Raw genomic sequence first — 25,666 nt, forward strand, 5'->3', positions numbered from 1 at the left:
TTAGAATAGAAAAATATGAGTGCAAAAGATAGATTACTGAAAAACGTATTGATTTTTTCCATTGGAAATTTTGGCTCTCGTTTTTTGGTATTTCTATTAGTTCCACTATTTTCCTTCTACTTATCAACACCCGAAATGGGATTTTATGATATGGTCGTGGTAACTGTGGGATTAATTGTACCTGTTGCAAGTTTACAATTGGCGGAGAGTATATATCGATGGCTGTTAGATGTTGAAGATGAAAAGTTAAAAGTAATCGTATCAACCTCTCTCCTTAGTTTATCTTGTGCTATTTTCGTTGTGCTTGTTCTGTATCTAATTGGAACATATTTTTTTCCTTTAGAATATCGTGGTATTATTGGGTTTTATTTTATTGTCATGTGTCTATATCCATTTTGTCTGGCGATTGCCAGAGGAATGAAGAAGAATAAGCTTTACGCTTTATCGGGTATAGTCAACTCTGCTGTTCTTGTAATAGTCAATTGGGTTCTATTGGCTGTATATTCTTTTGGTGTTGAGAGTTTATTCATTGCGAATATACTAGCAAATATAGTATCTATTCTTATGATAATATATGGTACTCGCTTGTGGAGATATATTTCGGCGTTAGATTTTTCCAAACCGTTGCTTTCAGAATTTATTTCCTATTCTCTTCCACTTATACCTAATGCTGTTAGCTGGTGGTTTATTAACTCTGCGAACCGATATATTATTCTTTTCTTTTTGGGACAAAGTAGCAATGGTATATATGCTTTATCCAGCAGATTGGCAATGGCGCTTTATGCTGTAAATTCTATTTTCAATTTAGCCTGGCAAGAAAGTGCTATTACTGAATTTAACAAAGAACATCGCGATAAGTTATATTCCGAGACGTTTAATCGATATTTTATATTGGAAATGACATTAATAATTTTATTAATTCCCCTTTCTAAAATATATGTGTTAAACTTCGTAGCTGAAGCTTATATCGATAGTTGGAAATATATTCCAATTTTGTTTATAGGCGTAGCGTTTGCAACATTCTCCACTTTTTTTGCAACGGGTTATATGAGTGCAAAAAAAACAATGGGGGCATTTTCCACGACTATAATTGGTGCGATTGTTAACATTGTAGCTGCTTGGCTGCTTGTTCCAAAAATTGGGTTGCAGGGTGCGTCGATAGGCTTGGCAATTGGTTTTGTTGTTACGTGGTCTCTCAGGGTATGGCAAACGCAAAAGTTTTTTAAAATTACCTTTGACAAGTCGAAAATGATATGGATTACGATTTTGACCGCTTTTGCTTTGTATTTGGTGTTTGTTCTAGATAACTTATGGGGGCTGATTATGTTTTCGATTAGTTCGTCGCTTGTTTTTGTTTTTATGAATAAACCACTTATCAAATCGATTTTATTAAAAATCCGAGGTGGGATGAGAAAAGCCAGCTAATGTTAGGGGCGTAGACAAGAAGTTTTCTGTAGCAAGATCAATAAACTATTTTTGTAGAGCGCAGTTCGAACATATTTAATAATTAAAGTAATTTAAAAGATAATGACAAAGATTTCGTTGGTCACTTTTACAGCAATTCCACATCATTCTGCGGAAAGCATACATATGGTTATGACCGCTATGGAATTAGCAAAAATTTGTGATTTTGAACTGGTTTCTCCGGCGAAAATATGGCGTAAACAAACCTTTTCTAAGAATTTGTCGACTTATGACGTAGATGGAACGGCCATACGGCATCGTAAATTGTTACAATTGTATCCCAATGATACCTTTTTCTTGAGAACTATTGGGGGAAGTAAAAATAGAGTTATTTATTGTAGACAAGTTGTCGTAGCTGATTTCTTCTTGAAGAGAAATTTTTCGGTTTTGTTAGAGGTACATTCTCTTCCGACAGAAGAAGATTTTGAATTCCTGAAAGATACCTTTGTCAATCCTAGATTCGTTGGGTTGATTGTTATTACAGAGGCTTTGAAAAAAGATATTGTTCAAGTGGTAGGTACAGAATATAGTAATGCAATTCATGTATTGCCAGATGCGGCTGATGTTGACCGATTTCATTATAATGTGGCTAGTCCCGAAAATGAGAGTCTTATGGCAGGTTACATTGGGAGTAATTTTGCCGGCAAAGGATGGGAAATAATCGAAAAGTTGCCGCAAAAAACGGAAACGAAATTTCATATCTATGGTTTTTCTAATGACGGTAACCCCAATCCGAATATAACTTTTTACGGTAAAGTTCCATTTTCGAAGGTGCCAGACGCTTTAGATTCGTTTGATATTGGGCTGCTTCCGAATCAACCTAGCGTGGTGGTCGCCAATCAATCTGAGATTGGCAAATATACTTCGCCAATGAAATTGTTTGAATACATGGCATCAGGTAAAGTGATTATTGCCTCTGACCTTCCTGTTATTCGGGAGATACTGGATCATGAACATAATGCGTTATTGGTACCGCACGATAACCCTGACGCATGGATAGAGGCCATTCATCGACTTAATACTGATAGAGAGTTATATAATCGATTAAAAAAACAGGCATATGAGGATGTATGTAATCTTTATTCATATCATGCACGCGCGAAACAATTGGTTTCCATTGTTGATGGTCATATAGGTAATTAAGGATGAAAAAATTCTTGCCAATACTTATGTTTTTGTTAATATTTTCTCCGAAAATAGGGGGAACTATTGACTCTATGTCAATGTTTTGTTTACTTACTTTTGTTCTTTCTTTTACTATTGATAATAAGCTAGTGTTTTCGAGAGAGGCGATTAGACCTACTCTTCTCTATATCTTTTTTGGACTATTCATGGTCGGCTATGTTACAATATTAAAAGCGGTGTATGGGCTTGCAGACAATTATCAGATTATGCGATTTGGAAGGGTTGTAGTGAATGTGGTCGGTATTTTTAGTCTAGTAAGGTTGTATATACATTATTACGGCTCCAATTACGGGAGAGAGTTACTTTATAGTCTCTGGTTGTCTGTCGTAGCCCATGCTGCACTTATTGCGGTGATGTTTTTTGTTCCGGCGGTTAACCAATTTGTCATTACGCAATTAGTGCAGATGGATGAAGCAAACCGGACGTTTGAACGAAGGATAGAGGGAACACGTATTGGAGGGTTGACGAGTACTTGGGATGCTGCTTCCGGTGTTCTTTCATTGGGAATTTTATTGTTGCCGTATATTTTTAATTATCGAGGCGCTTACCAAATTAGAAAAATTTGGATTTATTTAAGTATTCCACTATGTCTGTTTGCAATACTTTTGTCCGGCGTAACCGGTATAGTAAATTTATTCGTTGTTGGTACACTAATTGTTATCTTAAACTTTAAAAGACTAAAAAAGTATGTATTTCGTACGCTAACCTTTTTATTTTTATTTGTCGTCGTCGTTAGTGGGATTTTATTGACTTTCTTTAACGACGTGAACTGGGCTCAAAAAAGCTGGGTCACGAATACCTCTATTGGCAGAACTATTTATATGGTTACTGGAGAAGAACAGTATTACAGCATGGCTAGAAGAAATCCAACCGCAAACGAAACAATAGACAAAATAGGTTCTAAAATGTATTTTCTTCCGGAGGGTGATAAAAAATTATTATTTGGAAGAGGGGGGAGCGGTCGCAGTAGTGACTATATTATAGATGGAGATCCTGGAATAACATTAAATCTTCATAATTTAGGAATAGTATTTGTAATAATTGTTTATTCGTACTGTATTTTTATGGTTTTGAGTTCAGTTCTCCAGACCCGAAAAGATTTGGTTATGGGGATGGCAATTACTGCGGTTTTATTGACTATATTGACGATTGATGCAAAGGTAATGTATTTGTTGGCGAGACAGTCTCTTTCCATAATGTTAATTGCTTATTATTCCCTATTTTGGTTAAAGAGTTCTAAATATAATGCGTCCATATCATAACAAGTTAACCAAGTCTCAGATAAATTTATATTTGTAATGCAAGCAGCATTTGTACATGATCACTATTTCGTATACGATCCTCATACTCGGAAGTACTATGATGGCTCGGGAGGTGTTTTTGATGAGAAGCTTTGGCGCCGCTATTTAGCAGTTTTTGAATCTTTAATTGTAATTGGGAGGCAGAAAGAAAATCTGCCGAATAAATTAGTTGATTCGTCTTGTGAGAACGTAACATTTGAATTGCGTGATGAATTAAAATCAGGAATAAGTCGATTTACAAAAAAGAAGCAGGTAAAGAAAGCATTATCCGTAACTCTATCCAAAGTAGATTTTGCAATTATACGAGTGCCAAGTGTATTGGGTTATATTGCTCAAGAAATTTGTATTGAAAATAATATAAAATATACATTGGAAGTCGTCGCCTGTTCTTGGGATGCGTATTGGAATTACGGTAATATTTCGGGTAAATTAATGGCTCCCCTGGAGTTTTATAAGCTCAAATCCACTGTTGCCAAAGCAAATGGATGTATTTATGTGACCAAAGCATTTCTACAATCTCGATACCCAACGAACTGTGAATCTGAATCTATATCCAATGTAAATATCGATGGTACTATATCTAAGGTAGATAAAGACGGTTTTTATGCCCAATACATTAAAGGGGAAGAGTTTAAGATTGCTTTAATAGGGTCGTTTCATGTCAAATATAAGGGTCATTTAGAGGTGTTAAAGGCGCTTCATTATTTAAAGGTAACATATAATCTTAATCACTTCAAGGTATATTTTGTAGGTACGGGGGATCCGACTTGGGTCACCGACATAGCAAAAACCCTTGGGATTACGGAATTTGTAGAAATTGTTGGTACACTTAAGGCAGGCAAAGAAGGAGTTCTACCTTTTATAGATATGATGCACCTGTATGTGCATCCGTCAAAACAAGAGGGATTACCTCGTGTAGTCATCGAGGCGCTGAGTCGGGGTCGATTAGCTCTTGGCTCTACGGCGGCGGGAATACCTGAATTGGTTGACGATGAGTTTTTACACGAGCCCGGTGACTGGAAGAAACTGGCAAAAGACATTAAGGGTATCTATGATAAACAGGAAGATTGGGAGAGAATATCTGATACTAACTTACAACGTTCTACTGAGTACCTAGAACACGTGTTACAAGAAAAAAGGGTAAACTATTTAAAAAGAGTGTCGAATGCTTGAATTGAAATTACAATTGCGGTATAATTTACCAATGTGGTTTGTATTGCTTATTACATCATGGTTGCCAGATAATAAATTGATTTTTAAACTTAGAGGTTGGCTAGCGGGTTTTTTTATGAAAAAGTGCGGTAAAAACTTACAATTAGGAAAGGATGTGACTTTGCTTAATCCGTTTAATTTAGAAATAGGCGACAATGTTTATTTGGCGAAAGGCGGATGGTACAATGCCTTGGGAGGGCTGGTATTTGAAGACGAAATATTATGTGCGCCTTACGTGGTCATCAGTACAATGCAACATGTTTATAAAAATGATTCTTTTCGGTTTGGGGGTAGTACGGCGGCGAAAGTGGTGATAGGAAAAGGCAGTTGGCTAGCCTCCCATTGTTCCGTAAAATGTGGAGTAACTATTGGCAAAAGTTGTTTGGTCGCTGCAAACGCTTCTGTTGTACGTGATGTGGAAGATAGGTCCATCGTAGGTGGCGTGCCTGCAAAATTTATAAAGGAAGTAGAAGAAGGAAAAGCAAGTATATATAATAAGATAGATTTGTTAAATAATGGGAAACAATAGACCAAAACTAGTTTTATCTATAACGGATGCATTTTGCTTAGGTTTTCTGCGTGGTCAAGCGAAATATATGAAAGACAGCGGATTTGACGTTTTTTTAATCTGTCCAGACGGTCCGGGATTGGATGACTACGGACGGAATGAAGGATGCACTATTATAAAATTGCCCTATAAAAGAGAAATTTCATTGTTCAGCGACATAAAGAACTTATGGCTAACATATAAGACTTTTAGAAAGATAAAGCCAGACATCATTAATGTCGGTACACCTAAAGCAGGTCTTCTAGGGGTAGCTGCAGGTTGGTTTGCTGGAGTTAATGTACGCATTTTCACCCTTCGCGGCCTACGATCGACAGCGGAACCAGAAGGGACACAAAAACGCGTTGTTGAATTCATGGAAAGATTAACGCACCATTTTGCGACAAAAGTTATTAGTATCACACCATCCATGGCTAAATATGCGGTAGAAAATAGAATTTTGTCGAAAGAAAAAGTAGTTGTTTTAGCTAAGGCGAGTAGTAATGGTATTAATGTGTCTCGTTTCACTCCGTCAAAGTCAAATGCTCCTGAAGTTCAGCTATTAAGGCAGGAATTAGGTATTGGAAGAGAAGATTTTGTAATAGGTTATGTTGGAAGAGTTGTGAAATCGAAAGGCGTTGAGGAGATCTTTCGTGCTTTCCAAACAATTAAGAAAAAATATAAGAGAATCAAATTATTATTTGTCGGACCGGTCGAGCTAACGAGTGATTCGGTTGATGAACGTGTGTTAGAAAAAATGAATACAGACGAGGATATAATAATGGCAGGAAAGCGGAGCGATGTAGAATATTGTTATCATGTAATGAATGTATTTACACTCCCGTCCCATAATTTTCGAGAGGGATTCGGTAATGTGGCTATGGAAGCTTCTGCTTGCGGAATTCCGATTATCGTTACGAAAGGTGCGGGTTGTCAGGACGCAGTAATTGACGGAAAAACTGGCAAACTAATTGCGCCTATTGACGATGATGAACTTGCAGACGCATTTGAATTCTACATAAATAACCCTGAGGAGGCTCGTGAGCATGGTCAAAATGGAATTGTTTATGCAAATGAGTTTTTTAGAAATGATATAATATGGGAGGCTCAGCTAAGCCTATATAATAGTTTATTGAAAAAATAAAAATATTTGCGTATGAGAAGGTTGTGTTATTTAGCTTTATTATGTACATGTATGAGTATACATATGTCATGTCAGGGAAGATCAGCATATGAAAGGAGCAATTCATATATAAAGTCTCCGAATAATAATATTGTAACAGTACCGGAAAAATATGATGACGATTTACTTGATGGTACACAAAAAACAACGCAGGCAGAATTGAGGGCCTCAAATGATAAACCTGAAGTTAATCAAGAAAACCGAGTCTCAATTGGCCTGACTAAAGATAGGGTAAATATTAATGATTTCGGGGCGATTGGTTCAGGAAAAGATGAAACAACACAGATTCAACGGGCGTTAAATGCTGCTGTAGGTAAAACATTATATATACCCAAACAAACGGGTTCCTATTATCTTTCTCGTCAATTGATTGTACCAAGCAATATTAATATCATATGCGATAAGGGAGTTGTGTTTAAAGCAACTGACGATTTAAATCAAGATTTTAGACGGTTCGAGGTCCTTTTTAGGTTTGAAGGTTCTCGTAATGTTTCTTTTGATGGAAATGGTGCAAAATTCTATATGAACAAAAAATTTTATAATAAGGAATTTAATCATTTATTTATGGTGAATGGGGCTACCAATATAGTTCTCAAAAATATTGTAGCGGAAAACTCCGGAGGGGACGGTTTTTATATAGGGGCGGTGCGGACTAAACAACTGTTCTCTAAAGATATCAGAATATTAAATTGTGTTTCTCGATATAACAGGCGGCAAGGGTTAAGTATTACTTCGGCAGTGAATTTTTATGCGGAAAATTGTGAGTTTTCATATACTAGCGGTACCCTGCCAGAAGCTGGAGTAGACGTAGAGCCAGGGTTGCCGACCGCTGTATTGAGTAAAATACGATTTAAAGATTGTGTTGCGAAGGGCAACAAAGGAAGAGGTTTTTCCGTAATTTTAATAAAAAATGATGCTAGTACCGATCCAGTAGACATTACATTTGAAAACTGTAGAGCGATTGATAATAATGTCGGTTTTTCCAATCGATATTTTAGTGAAGAATCAAAAGGGATTGTTAGATTTATTGACTGTATATCCGAAAACTCGGAAGAAGCGGGGTTTTGGGAAGGCTCCTGTGCAGCATCTGGCGCTGCTAAAGAATATATTCGATGTATTGCAACTAACAGTCACGTAGGAAAAACGACTACAGATCGCCTAGGACAGTATGCAGCATTTCGGATTTCTAATTTCGATAAAAGAAAAAAGAAAGTTTTAGGGAACTCAACATTTATCGATTGCGAAGCGATCAATAACGGACGTCAATCGAGAATGGATTATGGATTAAGTGCTGTCGAAAATGCAACTTTCCAGAATGTTGAAATTAAGAATTTTGTATCGAAAGGACATGGTAAAGAAGCTCTTAATATTGATATTAAAGGCGGAAGAACTAAAGCGGGGATACTGGTTACGCAATAAACGAATATTGAATGAAAATTACCATCACCGGTGCCTCTGGCTTTGTAGGACAAAACTTGGAGCAATATCTAAAGGAGAAGCGATTTGAAATTAAAAAGCTCTCCCTTCGTAACGAAAATTGGCCAAACCACGTTGATACAGGTTCAACTGCTATTATCCACCTCGCTGGCAAAGCACACGATACTGCCAATACATCTGCCGATGCGGAATATTTTAAAATTAACCGTGATCTAACGATCGAATTGTTTGACCTGTTTTTGAAGTCCAACATTCGAGATTTTTTTTATTTCAGCTCGGTCAAGGCTGTCGCCGATACCGTAAAAGGCGTTTTGGCAGAAAATGTTGAAGGTAAACCGTACACCCCCTACGGTAAATCCAAACTCGAAGCGGAGCAGTATCTACTTGCACAAGCATTGCCGGAAGGTAAACGTCTTTTTATTATTCGGCCATGTATGATCCACGGTCCAGGTAATAAGGGGAACTTAAACTTACTGTATAAGGTCGTAGAAAAAGGAGTCCCTTGGCCTTTAGCCTCATTTGAAAATCGTCGGTCATTTTTGAGCATTGATAACCTGAGCTACCTTGTGGAACAAATGCTGGTGCAGGCCGAAGTACAATCCGGGGTGTACAACTTTGCCGATGACGACGCCTTGTCTACGAATGAGTTAGTGGCGTTGATTTCCGAAACGTTGGGTAAGAAAGCCAAACTCTGGTTCATATCCGAAGGATTGATCAAAGGTGTGGTGAAAGTAGGGGATGTGTTACCCTTACCCTTAAATTCCGAACGACTAAAAAAGTTAACGGAATCGTATGTGGTTTCCAACGCTAAGATCAAACAAGCTTTAGGAATTGATAAATTACCACTGACAGCAAAAGAAGGTTTGGTAAAAACAATTCGGAGCTTTCAAAAGTTGTCTACCCTTTGAAAAAAATAAATGCTTAAAGAGAAACTGAGAGCCGATAAGCCACGATGGCTCATTCTATTGATTGATATGTGGGTGGTGTGGAGTACCTACGTATTTTGCTACTATCTGGTGTTCAAGCAACGAGGCGATATTGTTTGGGAACCATTGTCGGCCCAACTAATAACCGCGACCATTGTCTATTTCGTTTTCTTCTTAGTTTTTCAACCTTACAAGAGTGTTATACACCGTACCGGGCTGCGTGATCTGCAGCGTATCGCCAGTACAGTGTCGTGTGCGTTTGTCATCTTGGCCATGATAGGTTGGTTGTTTGAGCTAGCGCCGTTACGTAATTCCCTTTCTCCCATTTTTGGAACGTTCTCCCATACACAATTGCTGCTACACGCTTTCATGACCGGCTTTTTTCTCTGCTTTATGCGGATTATCTACCGGTCACTTTACCATGCGCTTTTTTGGAATAATAAGGGGAATGCTATTCCGGTTATTCTTTTCGGAGCGGGTAATATGGGGAATACGACGTTTCATTTTCTGCGTGCTAGTACGCGTAACAAATACCGGGTAGTGGCTTTAATGGATGATGATCCTTCGCGTATAGGCAAACGTATACAAGGGCTCAAAGTACAGCACATAAGCGCGTTGGATGTAGACTTTATGGAGAAGCATGGTATGCCGCGTGAGCTGATCATCGCCATTGATGACCATCGTCCCGAGCGTCTACAAACTGTTTTTAAACAAGCGGAATCTTTACCCCTAAAGGTGAAGATCATTCCAAACTCCGCACGTATGCTTGCCGGCGAGGTAGCTACGCGGCAGATACGGACGCTAAAAGTAGAAGATTTACTGGGGCGTAAACCAATCGAATTAAATAACGCTACGGTTGCACAGGAATTGAAAAATAAGGTTATCCTCGTTACCGGTGGTGCAGGATCGATAGGATCCGAGTTGGTCCGTCAGATCGGCCGTTCGGCTTGTAAGCAGTTGGTGGTACTAGACCAGGCCGAATCGGCACTATACGATGTGCAACAGGAGCTGAAGCCTTATGGTGGCTTCGAGCGCTTCGAGTTTATTGTTGGCAATGTGCGTGACGAGACGTTTATGGAATCCGTTTTCCAACAATATAAGCCACAGTTGGTCTTTCATGCCGCGGCCTACAAGCACGTTCCGTTGATGGAGGCGAATCCCTACGAGGCTATTCTTACGAACGTGTGGGGATCCTATAATGTGGCGTCGTTGGCGAGTAAACACAACGTAGAGAAGTTTGTGATGGTTTCGACTGATAAGGCTGTCAATCCCACCAATGTGATGGGAGCTACGAAACGTATAGCAGAGGTTTCGGTGAGTGCGCTTAATAAGATTTCCAAAACGAATTATATTGTGACCCGTTTTGGAAATGTGTTGGGCTCGAATGGTTCGGTGATCCCGTTGTTTGAAAGACAGATTAAGGCGGGAGGCCCCTTGACGTTGACACACCCCGATATTACACGCTATTTTATGACCATTCCGGAGGCTTGCCAATTGGTGCAGGAGGCGGGTGCTATGGGTACGGGCGGAGAGGTATTCGTATTCGATATGGGCAAACCGGTTAAGATTATGGATCTGGCTAAGCAGATGATCCGATTGAAGGGTTTGGAATACCCTACCGATATAGACATCAAGATTGTGGGATTACGGCCGGGAGAGAAAATATTTGAGGAACTGCTGGCGAACGATGAGAATACAGCGAAAACCCATCATGAGAAAATCATGATTGCAAAAGTGAATACCGCAGATGTGATCGATAAGAGGAAAAAGATCGAAATGCTTTGTGTATTGGTAAAACAGGTGCATCCACAGGAACAAAAACAACAATTGGTCTCTTTAATGAAGGAAATTGTACCCGAATTTAAATCACAAAACTCTATTTTTGCAGCATTAGATAACGAAAAGATAGAAGTTAGTAACGAATCATGATCTATATACTTGTACTCCTTGCCTTGTTTATTCTGGAACTGCTGTATTTTAAAGTGGCCGATCGCTTTAATATCATTGATAAACCCAACGAACGTTCATCCCATACAACGATCACCTTGCGTGGGGGCGGTATAATTTTTTATTTGGGAGCCCTAGTTTACTTTTTTCTATCGGGGTTTCAATATCCCTGGTTCTTCCTTGGTCTGACGCTGATGACCGTTGTTTCTTTTATGGACGATATCTTCACGCTCTCCAACAAGATACGTTTGTTGATACACTTCTCTTCCGTATTACTGATGGCTTATCAGTTAGATGTTTTTGAAATGCCTTGGTATTTTCTGTTGATCACCTTTGTCGTCGTCGTGGGTGTAATCAATGCCTATAATTTTATGGATGGCATTAACGGCATTACGGCCTCCTACAGTCTGGCGGTCGGAGGTTTATTGATGCTGGTGAACAGCGAAGTAGGCTTTGTCGCGCAGGATTTATTGGCCTATACAATGTTGGGCGTGTTGGTATTCACCTTTTTCAATTTCCGAACCAAAGCGAAATGCTTTGCCGGCGATGTGGGCTCGGTCGCCATCGCCTACATCTTGCTTTTCGCTTTAGGGGCACTCATTATCAAAACCGGGAATCTACTTTATTTTCTTTTCCTAACCGTATACGGTATCGATGCAGTATGGACTATCATCCGTCGCTTATACCTACGAGAAAATATCTTTGAAGCACACCGCTCCCACCTGTATCAATTCTTGGGTAACGAAGCGGGAGTCAATAAACTACTGATCTCGTTTTTATATGGAGCTATCCAGTTTCTGATTGGTTTAGCGGTGATACACTTCGCTGATCAGGACATCAGCGCGCAATGGATATTTGCGCTGGTGCTATTAGGTGGGTTGAGTATATTGTATCTGGTTATCAAAACGTGGGTGATCCGTAAATATTTGCAAATCGAAAAACAAGTGTCAAAAGTATAAGCATGGAAGAAACGAGCATCAAATCCATCATAGGAGGAATTGCCAAAGACCACCGGGGGCAGATTCGATTTGTCAACGATTTTGATATGGCACAGGTCAAACGCTTTTATATTATCAAGAATACAGATACGGAGTTAGTTCGCGGCTGGAGGGCGCACCGTATAGAGCAACGTTGGTTTTATGTGCTATCTGGCTCGTTTGCAGTCGACTTGATACAGATAGATGATTGGGCAAACGCGTCACCAGAATTGCCTGTCGAAAAGCGTATATTAACTGCGGAAGAACAACAGGTGCTACATGTACCGGTAGGATATGGTACGGCATTTCAGGCATTGGAACCGGAAAGCGAATTATTGGTATTCGCGGATTACGGCATCGAGAATGCTAGAAAGGATGATTATACATGGCCAATAGATTATTTTAAGCATAGGAGTTAGCGAAAAAAATACTACTTTTGTGCAAATTTGAACATATTGTGGAAAGATTTTTGCTTATGCAAGTTCAACGAAATAAAAAATCTATGTCTAAACGTATCTTCGGTGTACTCCTTTCATTGTTCACCATAATCGTATTGTTTTGTACTTCCTGTGCGACCAAAAAGAATATGGTGTATTTCCAACCCGATTCTGTGGAATTGAATACCATGTATGAATTAAATGCCCCAAGATTACAACCAGGAGATATCCTTGCCATATCGGTGACGGCAGATGATCCGAGAGCTACTATTCCGTTTAACCAAGTGTCGCAATATCAGGGTCAAGGGGGGATGTTGCAACCTAATAATCCATTTTTACCAACGTATGCCATTGATGCGAATGGCGAGATTGATTTCCCCAAAGTCGGCAAGATTAAACTAGCTGGAAAAACGCGTACGCAGGCTATGGATTTCTTACGAGGAGAAGTGGCAAAATTTATCGTCGATCCAGGAATCTCGATGGTGGTTCGGAATTTCCGGGTGACCGTATTGGGCGAAGTGGCCCGTCCAGGAACTTTTACGATCGAAAATGACCGGTTGACGATATTGGAGGCGTTGGGTTTGGCGGGTGATATGACAATATATGGGGAACGTAATAATGTATTGGTTATCCGAGAACAGGATGGTAAGAAGGAAGAGTTTAGGTTGGATTTAAGAAAACGGGAAGCAATGAATTCGCCGGCTTATTATTTAACGCAGAACGATGTGGTATACGTCGAGCCGAATGGTGCACGTATTCAGAATTCAAAATATACTGCCACGACATCTATTTTTGTTTCTGTTGTAGGTTTGATCGTTACTGTAATATCTGTTGTGACCCGCTAACTATATTAATCGAAGAGAAGAATCGAGAGCATTTATGAAGAATAACGCTTATCCCCAGATAAAAGAATCGGACGACCAGGAGCTAAATCTCAAGCAGATTTTTGAACAATATGCCTTTTATTGGAAATGGTTTGTTGTTTCTGTGACCGTCTGCCTTTTTGCTGCGTTCGTCTATTTACGGTACGCGCAAAAAATCTATAACACCAGTGCCAAAATTCTCCTGCAGGATGAAAAACAGGCATCGGGCGATATGGCCGGACTGGCCGAGTTAGCGACGATGACGGGCATGGGAAGTTCGTCTGCAGCCTTTGTGAACGATCAGATGGAGGTTCTGCGCTCCCGTCGTCTCATGCGGAAAGTGGTCGATACGAATCGGCTGTATATTTCCTATCATATGAAGGGGAATATTAAGTCTGCCGAGGTGTTGGAAAGTCAATCGCCGCTGAAAATGATGTTGCTCGAACCAGACCATGCACGTCTGGATTCCGTAGGGTATGCTTTCACCGTAAGCAAGAAAGGCAACAGTTATAAAATAAAGGATGAACTGGAAGGAACAAGGGAGTATGTACTAGGAAGCAAACTAGAGACACCCATCGGCCCGATCAGTTTAGTGCCGCAGGAAAACAATAAGCTTTGGGAAGGGGATTTGCAGATTAGCTATATTCCGTCGGATATCACCGTCGATATATTACGAAATGCGGTACAGATTACACCGAATAAAGAAGCACAATCATTCTTGGTTAATTTCTCGATGGACTATCCGTTGATTGCGAAGTCCGAATTGATTTTGAACTCGCTTATTGAGCAATACAATGAGGATGTAACTTATGATAAAGCGCAGGTGACAAGAGCAACGTCCAAGTTTATTACTTCCCGTTTGGAATTGATCTCCCAGGATCTGGCAGAAGCGGACTCTAAAGTTGCCGACTTTAAGGATCGGAATAGCTTAATGGATATGCAGGAGGAAGCACGTTTGTATATGCAGAATGCAACAGCCAATGAACAAAAACTGGTGGAATACCAGACACAATTGAGCTTGGCAGACATGATGCGGGAAGCTACCACAACGACAGAATATAATCTACTGCCGTCCAACATTGGTCTCACAGATCCTTCGATTCAAGCGAATATTAACAGTTACAATGAGTTGGTGCTAGAGCGGGATGATTTATTGAAATCGGCTACGCCGGATAACCCCGTGGTACAACAGCTGAATAATAATATCGCGCAGATCAATAAGAACTTGCAGATTTCCTTGGACAACTACAGGAAAGTATTGCAAGGGAATGTAGACGCGTTACAGGGCCAGAAGGGTAAGTTTGAAGGCAAGTTGAATCAGTTGCCAAACCAAGAACGTGGTTTTAAGGATATTTCCCGCCAACAGCAGATTGTGGAAACCTTATATCTGTTCTTGTTGCAGAAGCGAGAAGAGACAGAGATTAAGGCTGCCGCTACGCCGGCAAATTTAAAAGTGGTGGACGCAGCTTACGGTTCATGGGCGCCAGTCGCACCACGAAAAGCGATCATTATGCTTGGTGCCTTGATCTTGGGCTTCTTGATTCCATTTGGTATCCTGTATATTAGATTCTTACTCGACAACAAAGTACATTCCCGGAAAGACATCGAGGAAGCGCTCGGCGCGCCGATCTTAGGAGAAGTTCCTGCCTCCGAGCATCCGATTATCGAGGAGAACGATCGTTCATCCTTGGCGGAGGCTATCCGGATCTTGCGTACAAACATTACCTTTATGTTAGGGGCCGGGAAAAAGAACGAATCTGCGGTACTGTATGTAACGTCTACCACCTCGGGTGAAGGAAAGTCTTTTATTGCCACCAACTTGGCGAGGATTTTATCCATGTCGGGTAAGAAGGTATTATTATTGGGTGCGGATATTCGTTCGCCTAAGGTATTGGATTATTTGGGGCTTTCTCATTTGCAGCACACCAGTATTGGTATCACTCAGTATCTGGTAAATCCAGAGATGTCGGTATCGAATATTGTTATTGAGAAGCCAGCACCGTATAACTTCGATATTATCTATTCGGGGTATATTGCGCCTAACCCGGCGGAATTGCTGATGAACGGTCACTTCGCGGATTTGATTGCTTACGGACGGATGCAGTACGATTATGTGATCGTGGATACGGCACCGGTCAGTATGGTAACGGACACCTTGCTAATTGCCGAGCATGCCGATATGACGATCTACGTGACACGCGCAAATTACCTAGACAGACGTCTATTGAATATTCCGAAGGAACTCTATGAAGAGGGCAAATTGAAGAATATGGCAGTTGTGGTCAACGATGTGGACTTTAAACGCGGTTACGGTTATGGCTACGGTTATGGTTACGGCTATGGCGACATGCAGGAGGTTTCTTTGCGCAAACGCATTTGGAACGCCATCAAAGGCAAAAGCAATAAGCCGAAGATTAGGGGCTAATTAAGAATCCTGATATATGGAAAGCATCCGTAACTTTTTTATTTTTACGCTATGAGGACGTTAAGACAAGATTTAGTACTTCGAAAGGTCGGAGATGATTATATCATGGTGGATCCTGGGCAAGGGATGGTAGATCTTTCTAAAGTTCACACGCTGAACGAGACTGCCGCGTGGCTCTGGGAGAATCTGGCCGGAAAGGATGTTACTGTGGAACGGGTCGCCGACCTCTTGTGTGAACATTATGAAGTTATGCCGGAAAAGGCAACTTCCGATGCGATTGCCCTGATTCAGGAATTTGAAGCTGCCGGCCTATTTGCAACCTAGCATATGGGTACGGTAAAGAGCCATTTTTACGAAGTCGCTGGATTGCAGTTCGAATTGCGATGCGATCCAGAATTGGATACGGATATGCTCTTACCCTCATTCACGGGTTTTCGTAAAAGGAATGCCGACAGCGAGATCTCAGTTGCGGTCGTGACTTTAACAGAAGGAGAAATTCGTGAGGATGGTGAAATGGGTATCCTCAGGAGCGACATTTCCCTTGTTTGGGGCGATAATTTTCGCTTCTACGAACGTGAAAATACTTTTGCCACCCAAATTAAACATCATGTCAGGGAGCGGGAATGGTTGATGGTGAGTACACGTGATTTTAAGGAATCTGTTATTTATGGTAATGCTAGCGATCCGCGCACAGGGGAGTTGCTCAGTTGGCTATTAATGGTGGTCTTCGGGCAGGTAGGGTTACAATATCAACGCATATTGATCCATGCTTCGGTCATTGCACACCGTGAAAAGGAGGGTGTGGCTTTTTTGGGAAAAAGCGGTACTGGAAAAAGTACGCATAGTCGACTTTGGCTACAACACGTCCCTGAAACGGAGTTACTCAATGATGATAACCCGGCTATTCGTATAGAAGATAATGGGAGAGTGTTTATATACGGTACGCCATGGAGCGGAAAAACGCCCTGTTATAAAAACAAGAAGGTCGAATTGAAGGCATTTGTGCGACTGGAACAGGCCCCATACAATAAATTTACGAAGCAAGAGAATATACATAGCTTGATCGCGGTGCTTCCTAGCTGCACAGCTATCCGTTGGAATAAGGTATTGTTCCAGGCAATGACCGATACGCTTTCGCGTATCGTTGACAACGTGATGGTCGGAAAGTTGGAATGTCTTCCTGATGCAGAAGCTGCCTATTTATCGTCTGCCGCTGTTTTTGGTAACCAATCCACTTTTTTTGAATAATTGTAATAAAAAACATAGTATTTTTAGCTATGTTTAAAACACAATGAAGGATAAACTAAAAGAGACTTTTTTCGAGCTACTGCGCATGGGGCTTTGGGGCAAGGGCAAACTTTCTGTTGCCGAACCATTGTCTGACGAAGACTGGGCTGTCCTTTATCAATATGCTTTAAACCATACGGTGGAAGGGATTATTTTCGATAGTTTTTCTTTATTGTCAGAAGAGCAGTTACCCCCTCGAGCATTGCGCATGAAATGGACGGTACGTGTCGATCAGATTGAGCGCTACAGTATGCAGATGGGGAGAGTTACCGCAGAACAATTTAAGGGTTTTGTGCAACTAGGCACCAAGCCTATTCTGTTGAAGGGGCAGGGGGTGGCTAGTTGTTATCCAAATCCCTTGCATCGCATATCCGGGGATATCGATTGGTATTTCGAAGACGATGGATACGATAAGGCTCGTGAATACCTTCGAAAACGGAATATTCTTGCTGATTCCCCGCTTGGTCATAGTCTGGGTTATAATTGGCAAGGGATACATATAGAGCACCATCGGCGTCTATTTGACATCCGAAGTCTTTTCAAGGTGGCATACCTGAAAAAACTAGAGGACACTTATCGTGACAAAAAGCAGTCGGTTTTAATAGAAGGTCAAGCCGTTTCTTTGCTGGCTCCGGAATTGCAGATATTGCAAGTGAATATCCATATTTTAAAGCATCTACTCTCTTTTGGTATTGGTTTACGCCAGATCTGTGATGCCGCCATATTGTACCATGCTTATAGCAAGGTAATCGATTCCGAGCAGCTTCGGCTGATGTATAAAAATGCCGGTATTTTGAAATGGGTGCATGTGTTGCATGCGGTACTCGTTAAATACATAGGTTTGCCCAAGGAAGATCTGCCTTTTCCTTATCCGGACAACCTAGCGTCGGATTGGATGATGGAAGAAGTTTGGAATTCAGGTAATTTTGGTTTTTATGATGAACGTTACCTAGATGGGAAGGTCTCGTTTGTCTCTGTCCATCCGGATGGCGCTCGCCGATTATGGATAAATGTGCGTTTATATTTTAGATATGCTCCCCAAGAAGTTATATTTTTCCCAATACGACGTGCCTTCGCGCGTTTGACGGCTCTTTTCTCCCGCCGGTAACAGGCGCACCTTCCTTTATCTCTTCTTACTTCTTATTATTCGACTATCGTAACATCTAGTGACGAAGAAGAATTTTTTTTAAAACAATATAAACATATTGTTTGTTGTATTTCTATAAATCTAGTGATAGGTACATAAACTTAATTGGAGATGAAAAGAAAACGCTTTAATTGTTTGTTTGTACAAGTGTTATTGTGTAATTCTACGGACTTTGTAGCCTAAAACCTACAAAATTTATTTTTAATTAACTACCAGATGTATGAAAAACTATACCAAAATACCCGCCTCGAAGGCGATGCTTTTTCATGAAGTAGCGGGCTATTTTTATGATTATGAAGACACTCCGGCCGTTAGTTTACATTTATATCTGTTTGGTTAGCAAGTAAGAAAATGATTAATACTCACCTTAGTTTAATTAAATACGTTTCTATTATAACGGACAAATCACTAACGCTGCGGTTCTTACCGCTTTAGGCGAAGATGGTTTGGTAGGTGTGGGGCTTTCAGATCTATCTTTGGAACTTGCTAATTTACAGGTTTTGGAGACTAATATTCCAATTCTAGGGAATAGCTTTGGTTTATCTGCAGGTCTATGGACAAATACACGTCTTCTTGAAGGTTCTTTACTTACTGATTTAGGTACAAGTGTAGGTTCACAAGGCTACCTTGCTTACACAGGTACAGCGTTGGTGGGTGGACGGTTTGCTAGAGCAACAACTACTGCAGAGCTTTTGGGTAATGTGGATTTATTAGGCATTGATGTAGCCGACATTTCACTGAAGAACGTACGTTGTGTACGTGCAAACTAAATCACAATAATAGTACTTATTTATAGCGATAATTTTATAATAGAAAGGCTGTTCGTAGGGACAGCCTTTTTCACTGCTTATCAATGTCAACCGTAACTTGCGTAATTACGCGGAAAAACCTAAATTGATCGAAAAATTACCACATTATGGATTTTGTATCGCTACATAAGGGAAAGCTGTATTGGGCAATAGCTATCTTCTTGATCTTTATTTCCTGTGGCAGCCCGCGAGAAGGGCAATCTGTGCAAAGCGACTCGCTTCCTGCTAAGCGCCTGCTTAAGTATTGGGATGGGTTTAACTTTAAGGCAAAGATACAGGCAGGCAATCCCGATGCGGTAGAGCAGAAATTGGTGGATTTTATGGGGCTGTTCCCCACTGTCCCGGATACCGTTATGCAGATCGCTGTGCATGACATGCTGAAAAAAGCATCCGTAGAACCGCAGAACCTAACTTTTTTTTTAGATAAATATAACCATTACTTGTACGATCCCAATTCGCCGATGCGAAATGATGAATATTATGAGCCGGTTTTAACTTATCTTGCCGCGGATGAAAAATTGCCGCAGGATGAAAGGACTAAACATGCCCTACTGTTGGAGCTTGTAAGAAAGAATCAGGTCGGAACATTGGCGACTGATTTTGAATTTTTAGCGAAAGACGGGAAATACCGAAGGATGCACGAAGGGGCTAAACCGTATAAAATGCTCGTGTTTTACGATCCAACCTGTGCGCAATGTGAAGCGATAATGAAGGATCTCGGATACACACCTGCCGTATACAATTGCATAGAAAATGGATTTTTAGAAATCGTATCGGTAAGTTTGCATCCGGATAAAGCGCGTTGGACGTCGTATCAAAAACGTATACCCGATAATTGGGTCAACGGCTGGGATGAAAAAGGTCGTGTTATCAACGATGGTCTGTATAATATACGGGCCTATCCGACCATCTTTTTATTAGATGAATCGAACGTAGTGTTATTGAAAGATGCACCGCTGGATGTGACCTTACGTTATTTGGTGAATGTGGTTTCGCATTAACGGTTAAAAAATGGAGACGAATTATACGCGGGCTGTCAGGGTAGAAAACGAAACATTTTTTACCTGGGTAGAGCAACAGCTCGAACAAGGTGATCAAGTATGGATTCCCGTGCGGGGGAAAAGTATGGAGCCTTTCCTGCGGGAAGGAGATCGGGTGCTTTTAAAAAGGGTAGAAATAGCGGATATCGCTATAGGCGATATGGTGTTGGCAAGATGGGCGCAACGACATTTGCTACACCGTGTAGTACGAAAGGAAGCAAATGAGTTATGGCTTGTGGGCGACAATAACCTCGTACAGATAGAAAAAATTCCTACCGCAGATTTGATAGCGGCGGTTGTGGAAGTGCGTCGAGCGGAACGGCCAGTGGCGGTTTGCAATACCTTTAACAAAAACTTAGCTATAGTATGGTATTATTTGCGTTGGCCTCGACGTGTAGTCGCGGCGATTAGACGGAGGATTTGGAAGTAGAAAATTGGAGCATAAACTAACGTATCAAATAAAATGGGCATGGGCTTTTTCGAAGCCTTATCGGGGTGCTTTGCTCCTTTATTTTTTGGCGGAGCTGATTGCCCTAAGTTTATCCCTGTTATTTGTTTATTATTCGAAGCATGCGATTGATTATGCGATTGCCGGCGATACAGCCAGCATGAAACAATCGTTGTGGTTGGCGGTATGGAGTGTAGTAGGCGGTCAAGGAGCCAGTTTATATGCTTCATGGGTAAACGACCGTATGCGTTCCCGGATGTTGGTAGGTTTGCAACAGGATGTGGTGGATGCGCAAATGCGAACAACATGGGCATTGGTGAAAAATTGGCATACAGGAGATGTTATGGTGCGTGTCAATACGGATTGCCAAGAGGTAGTACAGATGATCGGCACAACAGCAGTGGACGCGATTGTCACGATCTTCCGATTACTCTCGGCCTTTGGTTTCTTGTGGATCATGGATCCAATGTTAGCGGTAGTGATACTTTGTATATCTCCTTTGGTTGTGTTTTCCAAGTTATACTTTAAACGGCTTAAAAAAATGAATCAGGAACTGAAACGTGCAGAAAGTAACCTGGGAAATGTCGTCCAGGAAAACATGCGGTTTCGCTTGGTAATTCGTGCTTTAGGATTGCAACGGATCCGTTGGGATAAGGTAACGGGAAGTCAGGAAACGATTTATGCCATGAAAATGCGCGTCTTGAATTTCTCTACAGTTTCAAAAGGCATTTTGCGCTTTACCGTCAATGCCGGTTTTCTGCTCACGTTTATCTGGGGAATTTTGCGATTGCATGTTGGAGAGATAACGTTTGGTACGATGTCGGCCTTTTTACAATTGGTGGGGCGTATCCAAGGGCCTGTTCTGACATTAATGGGATTTGTTCCTACGTTTATCCGGTTCCGCGCGGCATTGGAACGCGTGGATGAAATGCTGCAATCGGAGAAAGAGGAAGAAGTGAAAGCAGAATATCTGCCCAACATACAACAGGTACGCTTACGCGGTGTGGGGTTCCGTTACGAAGATAAGGGAGTATTCCACCAGTTTGATGCAGATTTTGTTCGCGGCAAACCGACAGCGGTAGTCGGTGCAAGTGGAAAGGGAAAGACAACCCTTATTCGTTTGTTGCTCTGCCTGCTCCAGCCCAATAGTGGTGTTCTACACCTCCATACAGATGGGCTCGAGATACCATTAAGCAGCGCACATCGTACAAACTTTGCCTACGTGCCGCAGGGCGATAAACTTTTTAGCGGGACAATACGTGAAAATTTACAAGTGAATAATCAGCCGGTTTCCGACGAACGTATTCGGGAGGTGTTGGTAACAGCTTGTGCTACGTTTGTGCATGATCTGCCCGACGGCTTGGATACCTTGGTGGGCGAATCCGGTTATGGACTTTCTGAAGGACAGGCGCAACGGATAGCCGTGGCGAGGGCACTCTTGCGGGACTGTGCCATTTGGCTGTTTGACGAAGTGACCTCTGCCCTTGATCCTTCAACCGCGGTGGAATTAACCGATCGTTTACTGACGGCCGGGAAAGATAGGATATTGGTTTTTGTAACCCATGACTCGTTATTGACGGAGCAGTGCAGCCAAGTAGTGCATATTTCTTAAACGTTTATTTATAGATCCAGCGTTAAAAAGTCGATTAAGTTTTTTTGTAGTATGCCCTTGTAGTTATCGCCTACGAACGGGTCGTTAAATGTGACTACATATTTAGGATAATTATCGTCGATCTGCTCGAGGTCTCCGAACTCACGAGCTATAGTGTCTTCTTGCAATAGCGTTAAACAGACCTGCACATAGATTTTGGCTCCATTTCGCTCCCCCATGAAATCAATTTCTTTATGGCCTAATTTTCCTACATATACGTTATAGCCTTGATGGAGGAGGTGCAGATATACGACATTTTCTAATAATTTATGCAGATCGGCTCGTTGATTGAACCCAATAATGGCATTTCGTAGACCTACATCTTCAAAATAGTATTTTTCCCCAATCTCGAATATTTTGAGTCCCCCTACTTCGGAGCGGACTACTTTGTGAACGAAATAAGCACTAGATAATGCTTTTAGATAATTGATGGTTAATTGCGTTGAAATATCTACACGCTGCGATTTGAGATACCTACTGATGTTACTGGCTGAAAAAAGTGATCCTATATTATCGGATAGATAAGCAACTAAGTTTTCCAAAAAAGAAACATTGCGGATGTTTTCTCGTGCAACAACATCTTTTAGTAGAATGGTTGAATATACATTTCGTAGGTATTCGAAGGGAATATCATCTTGTAACCCGATATTAGCTAAGAACGGCATCCCTCCATATTTCATATATTTTAGGATGCTTTCGGTCGAATTTTTGAGCTGGTGAAATTGTAGGAATTCTTGATAGTTTAAACTATGGATATGAAAGGAGAGGTATCGGCCTGAAAGATGTGTCGCCAGTTCTCCGGATAACATGTTTGCATTGCTACCGGTACAATATATATCGCAAGTACGCTTTGCCAACAAGCTACGGAGTGTGCGTTCGAATGAGGAAACTTCTTGTACCTCATCAATAAAAAGATAGTTGGGCTGTCCGTTTATCCACTTGTCTTCTAAATAGGCGTTTAGTTCGATATTGCTTTTAATGTGGATAAAATCCTCCAACTCCATGTTAATATAAATAATATTGGCTCCGGTGACCGTGTTTCGGATGTGGTCCATCAGCTGCAACATAACGTAACTTTTTCCGACTCGCCGTTGTCCAGTCAGTACTTTGATGACTGGTTTATCTATAAAGGGAATGATGCGGTTGGTATATCTAGGGCGTTCTATTAACTTCATTTGTACCGTATATTTAGCTCAAAAATACACAAAGTTTCATGTATACCGTATAAATAATTGTTTTTGTTGCGAAGTTTCATGTATACCTTATTGTTTTAAAACCTTTCTCGCATCTCTCGAACCCTCTCTTCTGATCTTGCTTTGCCTCCGCTCAAATGCGTTTTGCTTCCCTTTCTGGGCGCAATCCCCCAACTTCGCCCAATTAAACCCCAAGATAGCCCTGACTATTTGGATTTGTTCGTAATTTCCTGAATCTTTGTTTAACAGCGGTCCGATACTACCATCGGCACATGGCGTAGGTAATATTATAAACCTAATTATAAATAACATGATGAATAAAAAGTGGAAACGGCACAGCCTGTATTGGCTTTTTTACGCGGTATATTATGTCGTAATCAATTGGTGGCAGAACGTAGCGATGAGTCTCTGGCTCGTCTTGCTCACAGTCCCTTACTTTGCTTTCGTTTTTTACAGCGTCTATTATCTGCTGGAAAGGTATTTCGGGCGTGGAAGATACCTGCTGGGTACCCTGCTTTTATTGCTCTTTTATACGGTTTCGGGAACCTTGGTGTATGTGGTGTTGCATGGCGGTTTCGATCCCTATGGTGTGTATGAACGCTATCTGCTGACGGGTTCCTTTCAGTGGAGTGGATTTCTGAATTCGATGCGCGAAATACACTTGCTGTTTACGATCGGCGCGGTGTTGTATTATCTGCACGTGGGCAAGGTACGGGCGGTGGAGGAGAAGCTAGCGGAAGCGGAACGCCGCCTCCAGGTGGAGCAAGAACGGCGGCAATACGAGTACAGTGCCTTGGCGAGCCAGGTGTCACCGCACCTTTTGGCCAACATCTTCCATAGCTGGAGCCATAAGTTGCGCGCGAAAATGCCTGAAATGGCCCGGCAGGTGGCCGAGACCTATCAACTGATGACATTCTATATAAAAGCACAGGAGCCGGACGGGCCCATGACGGTGCTGCTGCAGGATGAAATAACGGCGGTAGAGCGCTTCATCGAAATACAGCGCGAAACGCGGACGCAACCGGTCTATATTAATATCACCAAAGCGGGTAATTTATTCGGGTACGCTATTCCGCCGACCAGCTTGCTATCGCTGGTTAAAAATGCCTTTAAACATGGTGATCTGCAGGATCAGCGATATCCCCTGGAAATATGCGTGGAGGTAACGAACAACCAGTTATCGGTGACGGTAAAAAATCAGAAACGCAGCGAGGCAGCCCTGGCATCGCACGGGTATGGGCTGCGAAACTTGCGGCGGCGTCTGGAAATCGTGTACGGCGATCGGGCTGCCCTAGCGATCGAGGAAAAGGAAACCGTATTTAAAGTAACCATCAATATTAATTTCTAATCTTTTAAACAATCAGCTTATGAACAAATGGAGAGGCGTTATCATAGACGACCAGCAGTCGGCTATTGATCACATTATGGAGGAAGTCAAAGACCTGCCTTTTGTGGAAATCATCGGAACCTTCACAAACCCTAAAGCCGGAGCACAGTTTTTACACATTAACCCGGTGGATTTCATGATCCTGGACGTGGAATTGGAGAATACCAATGCGTTCCGTTTTCTGGCCAGTCTATCGAACCCAAAGATTCCGACCATCCTGTACACGGCCTACGATAAGTATGAAGACGAAGGCTATGACCGTGCTTTTGTGGATGTGTTGTTAAAGCCGGTGAGTAGGAGCCGGCTATTGGGTGCACTCAGGCGGCTGGACAAGGACCTAAAGGCCTTACTACCCGTGACGGACTATCCGCTGGAGCTATATTATGATTTTTTTCAGGTCAAGGGTCCGGTGCGTTTCCAGCGGCAGATGGTGTGGTTTAAAGATCTGGTGTATGCGGATATGCAAAACGGTAAATTGTATCTGCATTTGCAGGACGGGACAAGTTTGGAGACGAACTCGACTTTCGGCCGGATCATGGAGCTGCTCCCCAGTAAGTGGTTTATGGAATGTGCGAAGAGTGTGGTATTCAATATCAATTTTTACAAAGGTGTGGTAGAGGGCGCAGTCGTGCTGACGGCCCTGAAGGAAGGGGGGCAGGAGAACCTGACCTTGCCGAAGGGCAGCCGGCAGGCGTTTCCCGATTTCTTTGCTTTTGTGGATAGTAACATATTATAATAACTTAAATAAATTAACGGTATGAAAAACGGTAAATGTGTACAGTGTGCAGTGATGCTGTCTATTT

General features: G+C 41.6%; 23 protein-coding genes. 22 read left to right on the plus strand and 1 reads right to left on the minus strand.

Annotated elements, in window-relative coordinates:
* The first annotated feature begins 15 nt into the window (after positions 1-15).
* The 20 genes from LKO28_RS10985 (at position 16) to LKO28_RS11080 (ending at position 22,244) form a co-directional block, all read left to right on the plus strand.
* The gene (locus LKO28_RS10985; RefSeq protein ID WP_227694899.1) at positions 16-1,425 is read left to right on the plus strand and encodes a lipopolysaccharide biosynthesis protein; all 1,410 of its coding nucleotides are present in this window, start codon (positions 16-18) and stop codon (positions 1,423-1,425) included.
* A gap of 102 nt (positions 1,426-1,527) precedes the next feature.
* Entirely contained in the window at positions 1,528-2,607 is a 1,080-nt protein-coding gene (locus LKO28_RS10990; RefSeq protein ID WP_227694900.1) for a glycosyltransferase family 4 protein, read from the plus strand.
* A 2-nt stretch (positions 2,608-2,609) separates the two neighbouring features.
* Complete coding sequence (locus LKO28_RS10995; RefSeq protein WP_227694901.1) at positions 2,610-3,911, plus strand: hypothetical protein; 1,302 nt, start codon at positions 2,610-2,612, stop codon at positions 3,909-3,911.
* 36 nt (positions 3,912-3,947) lie between these two features.
* Positions 3,948-5,123 (plus strand): glycosyltransferase, encoded by a 1,176-nt coding sequence (locus LKO28_RS11000; RefSeq protein ID WP_227694903.1) that lies wholly within the window; start codon positions 3,948-3,950, stop codon positions 5,121-5,123.
* Positions 5,116-5,691, plus strand: coding sequence for an acyltransferase (locus tag LKO28_RS11005; protein WP_227694904.1), 576 nt, complete (start codon positions 5,116-5,118; stop codon positions 5,689-5,691). The genes LKO28_RS11000 and LKO28_RS11005 overlap by 8 nt, the downstream gene beginning before the upstream one ends.
* On the plus strand, positions 5,678-6,850 hold the full coding sequence (locus LKO28_RS11010; RefSeq protein ID WP_227694905.1) for a glycosyltransferase family 4 protein: 1,173 nt from the start codon (positions 5,678-5,680) through the stop codon (positions 6,848-6,850). Before LKO28_RS11005 ends, LKO28_RS11010 begins: the two co-directional genes overlap by 14 nt.
* A gap of 51 nt (positions 6,851-6,901) precedes the next feature.
* Entirely contained in the window at positions 6,902-8,308 is a 1,407-nt protein-coding gene (locus tag LKO28_RS11015) for a hypothetical protein (RefSeq protein ID WP_227694906.1), read from the plus strand.
* Between the two features lie 11 nt (positions 8,309-8,319).
* Complete coding sequence (locus LKO28_RS11020; RefSeq protein WP_227694907.1) at positions 8,320-9,234, plus strand: NAD-dependent epimerase/dehydratase family protein; 915 nt, start codon at positions 8,320-8,322, stop codon at positions 9,232-9,234.
* Positions 9,235-9,243: 9 nt separating this feature from the next.
* Positions 9,244-11,181: a polysaccharide biosynthesis protein gene (locus LKO28_RS11025; RefSeq protein WP_227694908.1), complete on the plus strand. Its 1,938-nt coding sequence runs from the start codon at positions 9,244-9,246 to the stop codon at positions 11,179-11,181.
* A complete protein-coding gene (locus LKO28_RS11030) occupies positions 11,178-12,158 on the plus strand; it encodes an MraY family glycosyltransferase (RefSeq protein ID WP_227694909.1) in 981 nt (326 codons plus the stop codon). The genes LKO28_RS11025 and LKO28_RS11030 overlap by 4 nt, the downstream gene beginning before the upstream one ends.
* A gap of 2 nt (positions 12,159-12,160) precedes the next feature.
* Positions 12,161-12,595: a WxcM-like domain-containing protein gene (locus LKO28_RS11035; protein WP_227694911.1), complete on the plus strand. Its 435-nt coding sequence runs from the start codon at positions 12,161-12,163 to the stop codon at positions 12,593-12,595.
* Positions 12,596-12,678: 83 nt separating this feature from the next.
* Positions 12,679-13,458 carry a polysaccharide biosynthesis/export family protein gene (locus LKO28_RS11040; RefSeq protein ID WP_227694912.1) on the plus strand — a complete coding sequence of 260 codons (780 nt, stop codon included), beginning with the start codon at positions 12,679-12,681 and terminating at the stop codon, positions 13,456-13,458.
* Positions 13,459-13,492: 34 nt separating this feature from the next.
* Positions 13,493-15,901 (plus strand): GumC family protein, encoded by a 2,409-nt coding sequence (locus LKO28_RS11045; RefSeq protein ID WP_227694913.1) that lies wholly within the window; start codon positions 13,493-13,495, stop codon positions 15,899-15,901.
* Positions 15,902-15,952: 51 nt separating this feature from the next.
* Positions 15,953-16,225: a PqqD family protein gene (locus tag LKO28_RS11050; RefSeq protein ID WP_227694914.1), complete on the plus strand. Its 273-nt coding sequence runs from the start codon at positions 15,953-15,955 to the stop codon at positions 16,223-16,225.
* A gap of 3 nt (positions 16,226-16,228) precedes the next feature.
* A complete protein-coding gene (locus LKO28_RS11055; protein ID WP_227694915.1) occupies positions 16,229-17,149 on the plus strand; it encodes a hypothetical protein in 921 nt (306 codons plus the stop codon).
* 43 nt (positions 17,150-17,192) lie between these two features.
* Positions 17,193-18,296, plus strand: coding sequence for a nucleotidyltransferase family protein (locus tag LKO28_RS11060; RefSeq protein WP_227694916.1), 1,104 nt, complete (start codon positions 17,193-17,195; stop codon positions 18,294-18,296).
* Between the two features lie 515 nt (positions 18,297-18,811).
* A complete protein-coding gene (locus tag LKO28_RS11065; protein ID WP_227694917.1) occupies positions 18,812-19,105 on the plus strand; it encodes a hypothetical protein in 294 nt (97 codons plus the stop codon).
* A 146-nt stretch (positions 19,106-19,251) separates the two neighbouring features.
* Complete coding sequence (locus tag LKO28_RS11070; protein WP_227694918.1) at positions 19,252-20,145, plus strand: DUF5106 domain-containing protein; 894 nt, start codon at positions 19,252-19,254, stop codon at positions 20,143-20,145.
* A gap of 10 nt (positions 20,146-20,155) precedes the next feature.
* Positions 20,156-20,614 carry a S24/S26 family peptidase gene (locus LKO28_RS11075; RefSeq protein ID WP_227694919.1) on the plus strand — a complete coding sequence of 153 codons (459 nt, stop codon included), beginning with the start codon at positions 20,156-20,158 and terminating at the stop codon, positions 20,612-20,614.
* Positions 20,615-20,618: 4 nt separating this feature from the next.
* Entirely contained in the window at positions 20,619-22,244 is a 1,626-nt protein-coding gene (locus LKO28_RS11080) for an ABC transporter ATP-binding protein (RefSeq protein ID WP_227694920.1), read from the plus strand.
* Positions 22,245-22,252: 8 nt separating this feature from the next.
* Here the strand turns inward: LKO28_RS11080 and LKO28_RS11085 are convergent, their stop codons facing one another.
* A complete protein-coding gene (locus tag LKO28_RS11085) occupies positions 22,253-23,458 on the minus strand; it encodes an ATP-binding protein (protein WP_227694922.1) in 1,206 nt (401 codons plus the stop codon).
* A 328-nt stretch (positions 23,459-23,786) separates the two neighbouring features.
* Here LKO28_RS11085 and LKO28_RS11090 point away from each other — a divergent pair, with 328 nt between their 5' ends.
* Positions 23,787-24,824, plus strand: a complete 1,038-nt coding sequence (locus LKO28_RS11090; protein ID WP_227694923.1) for a sensor histidine kinase — start codon at positions 23,787-23,789, stop codon at positions 24,822-24,824.
* Positions 24,825-24,843: 19 nt separating this feature from the next.
* The gene (locus LKO28_RS11095; RefSeq protein ID WP_227694924.1) at positions 24,844-25,599 is read left to right on the plus strand and encodes a LytR/AlgR family response regulator transcription factor; all 756 of its coding nucleotides are present in this window, start codon (positions 24,844-24,846) and stop codon (positions 25,597-25,599) included.
* Positions 25,600-25,666 lie beyond the last annotated feature (67 nt).

Source organism: Sphingobacterium sp. FBM7-1, assembly GCF_020687765.1.
In the GTDB taxonomy this organism is placed as follows: domain Bacteria; phylum Bacteroidota; class Bacteroidia; order Sphingobacteriales; family Sphingobacteriaceae; genus Sphingobacterium.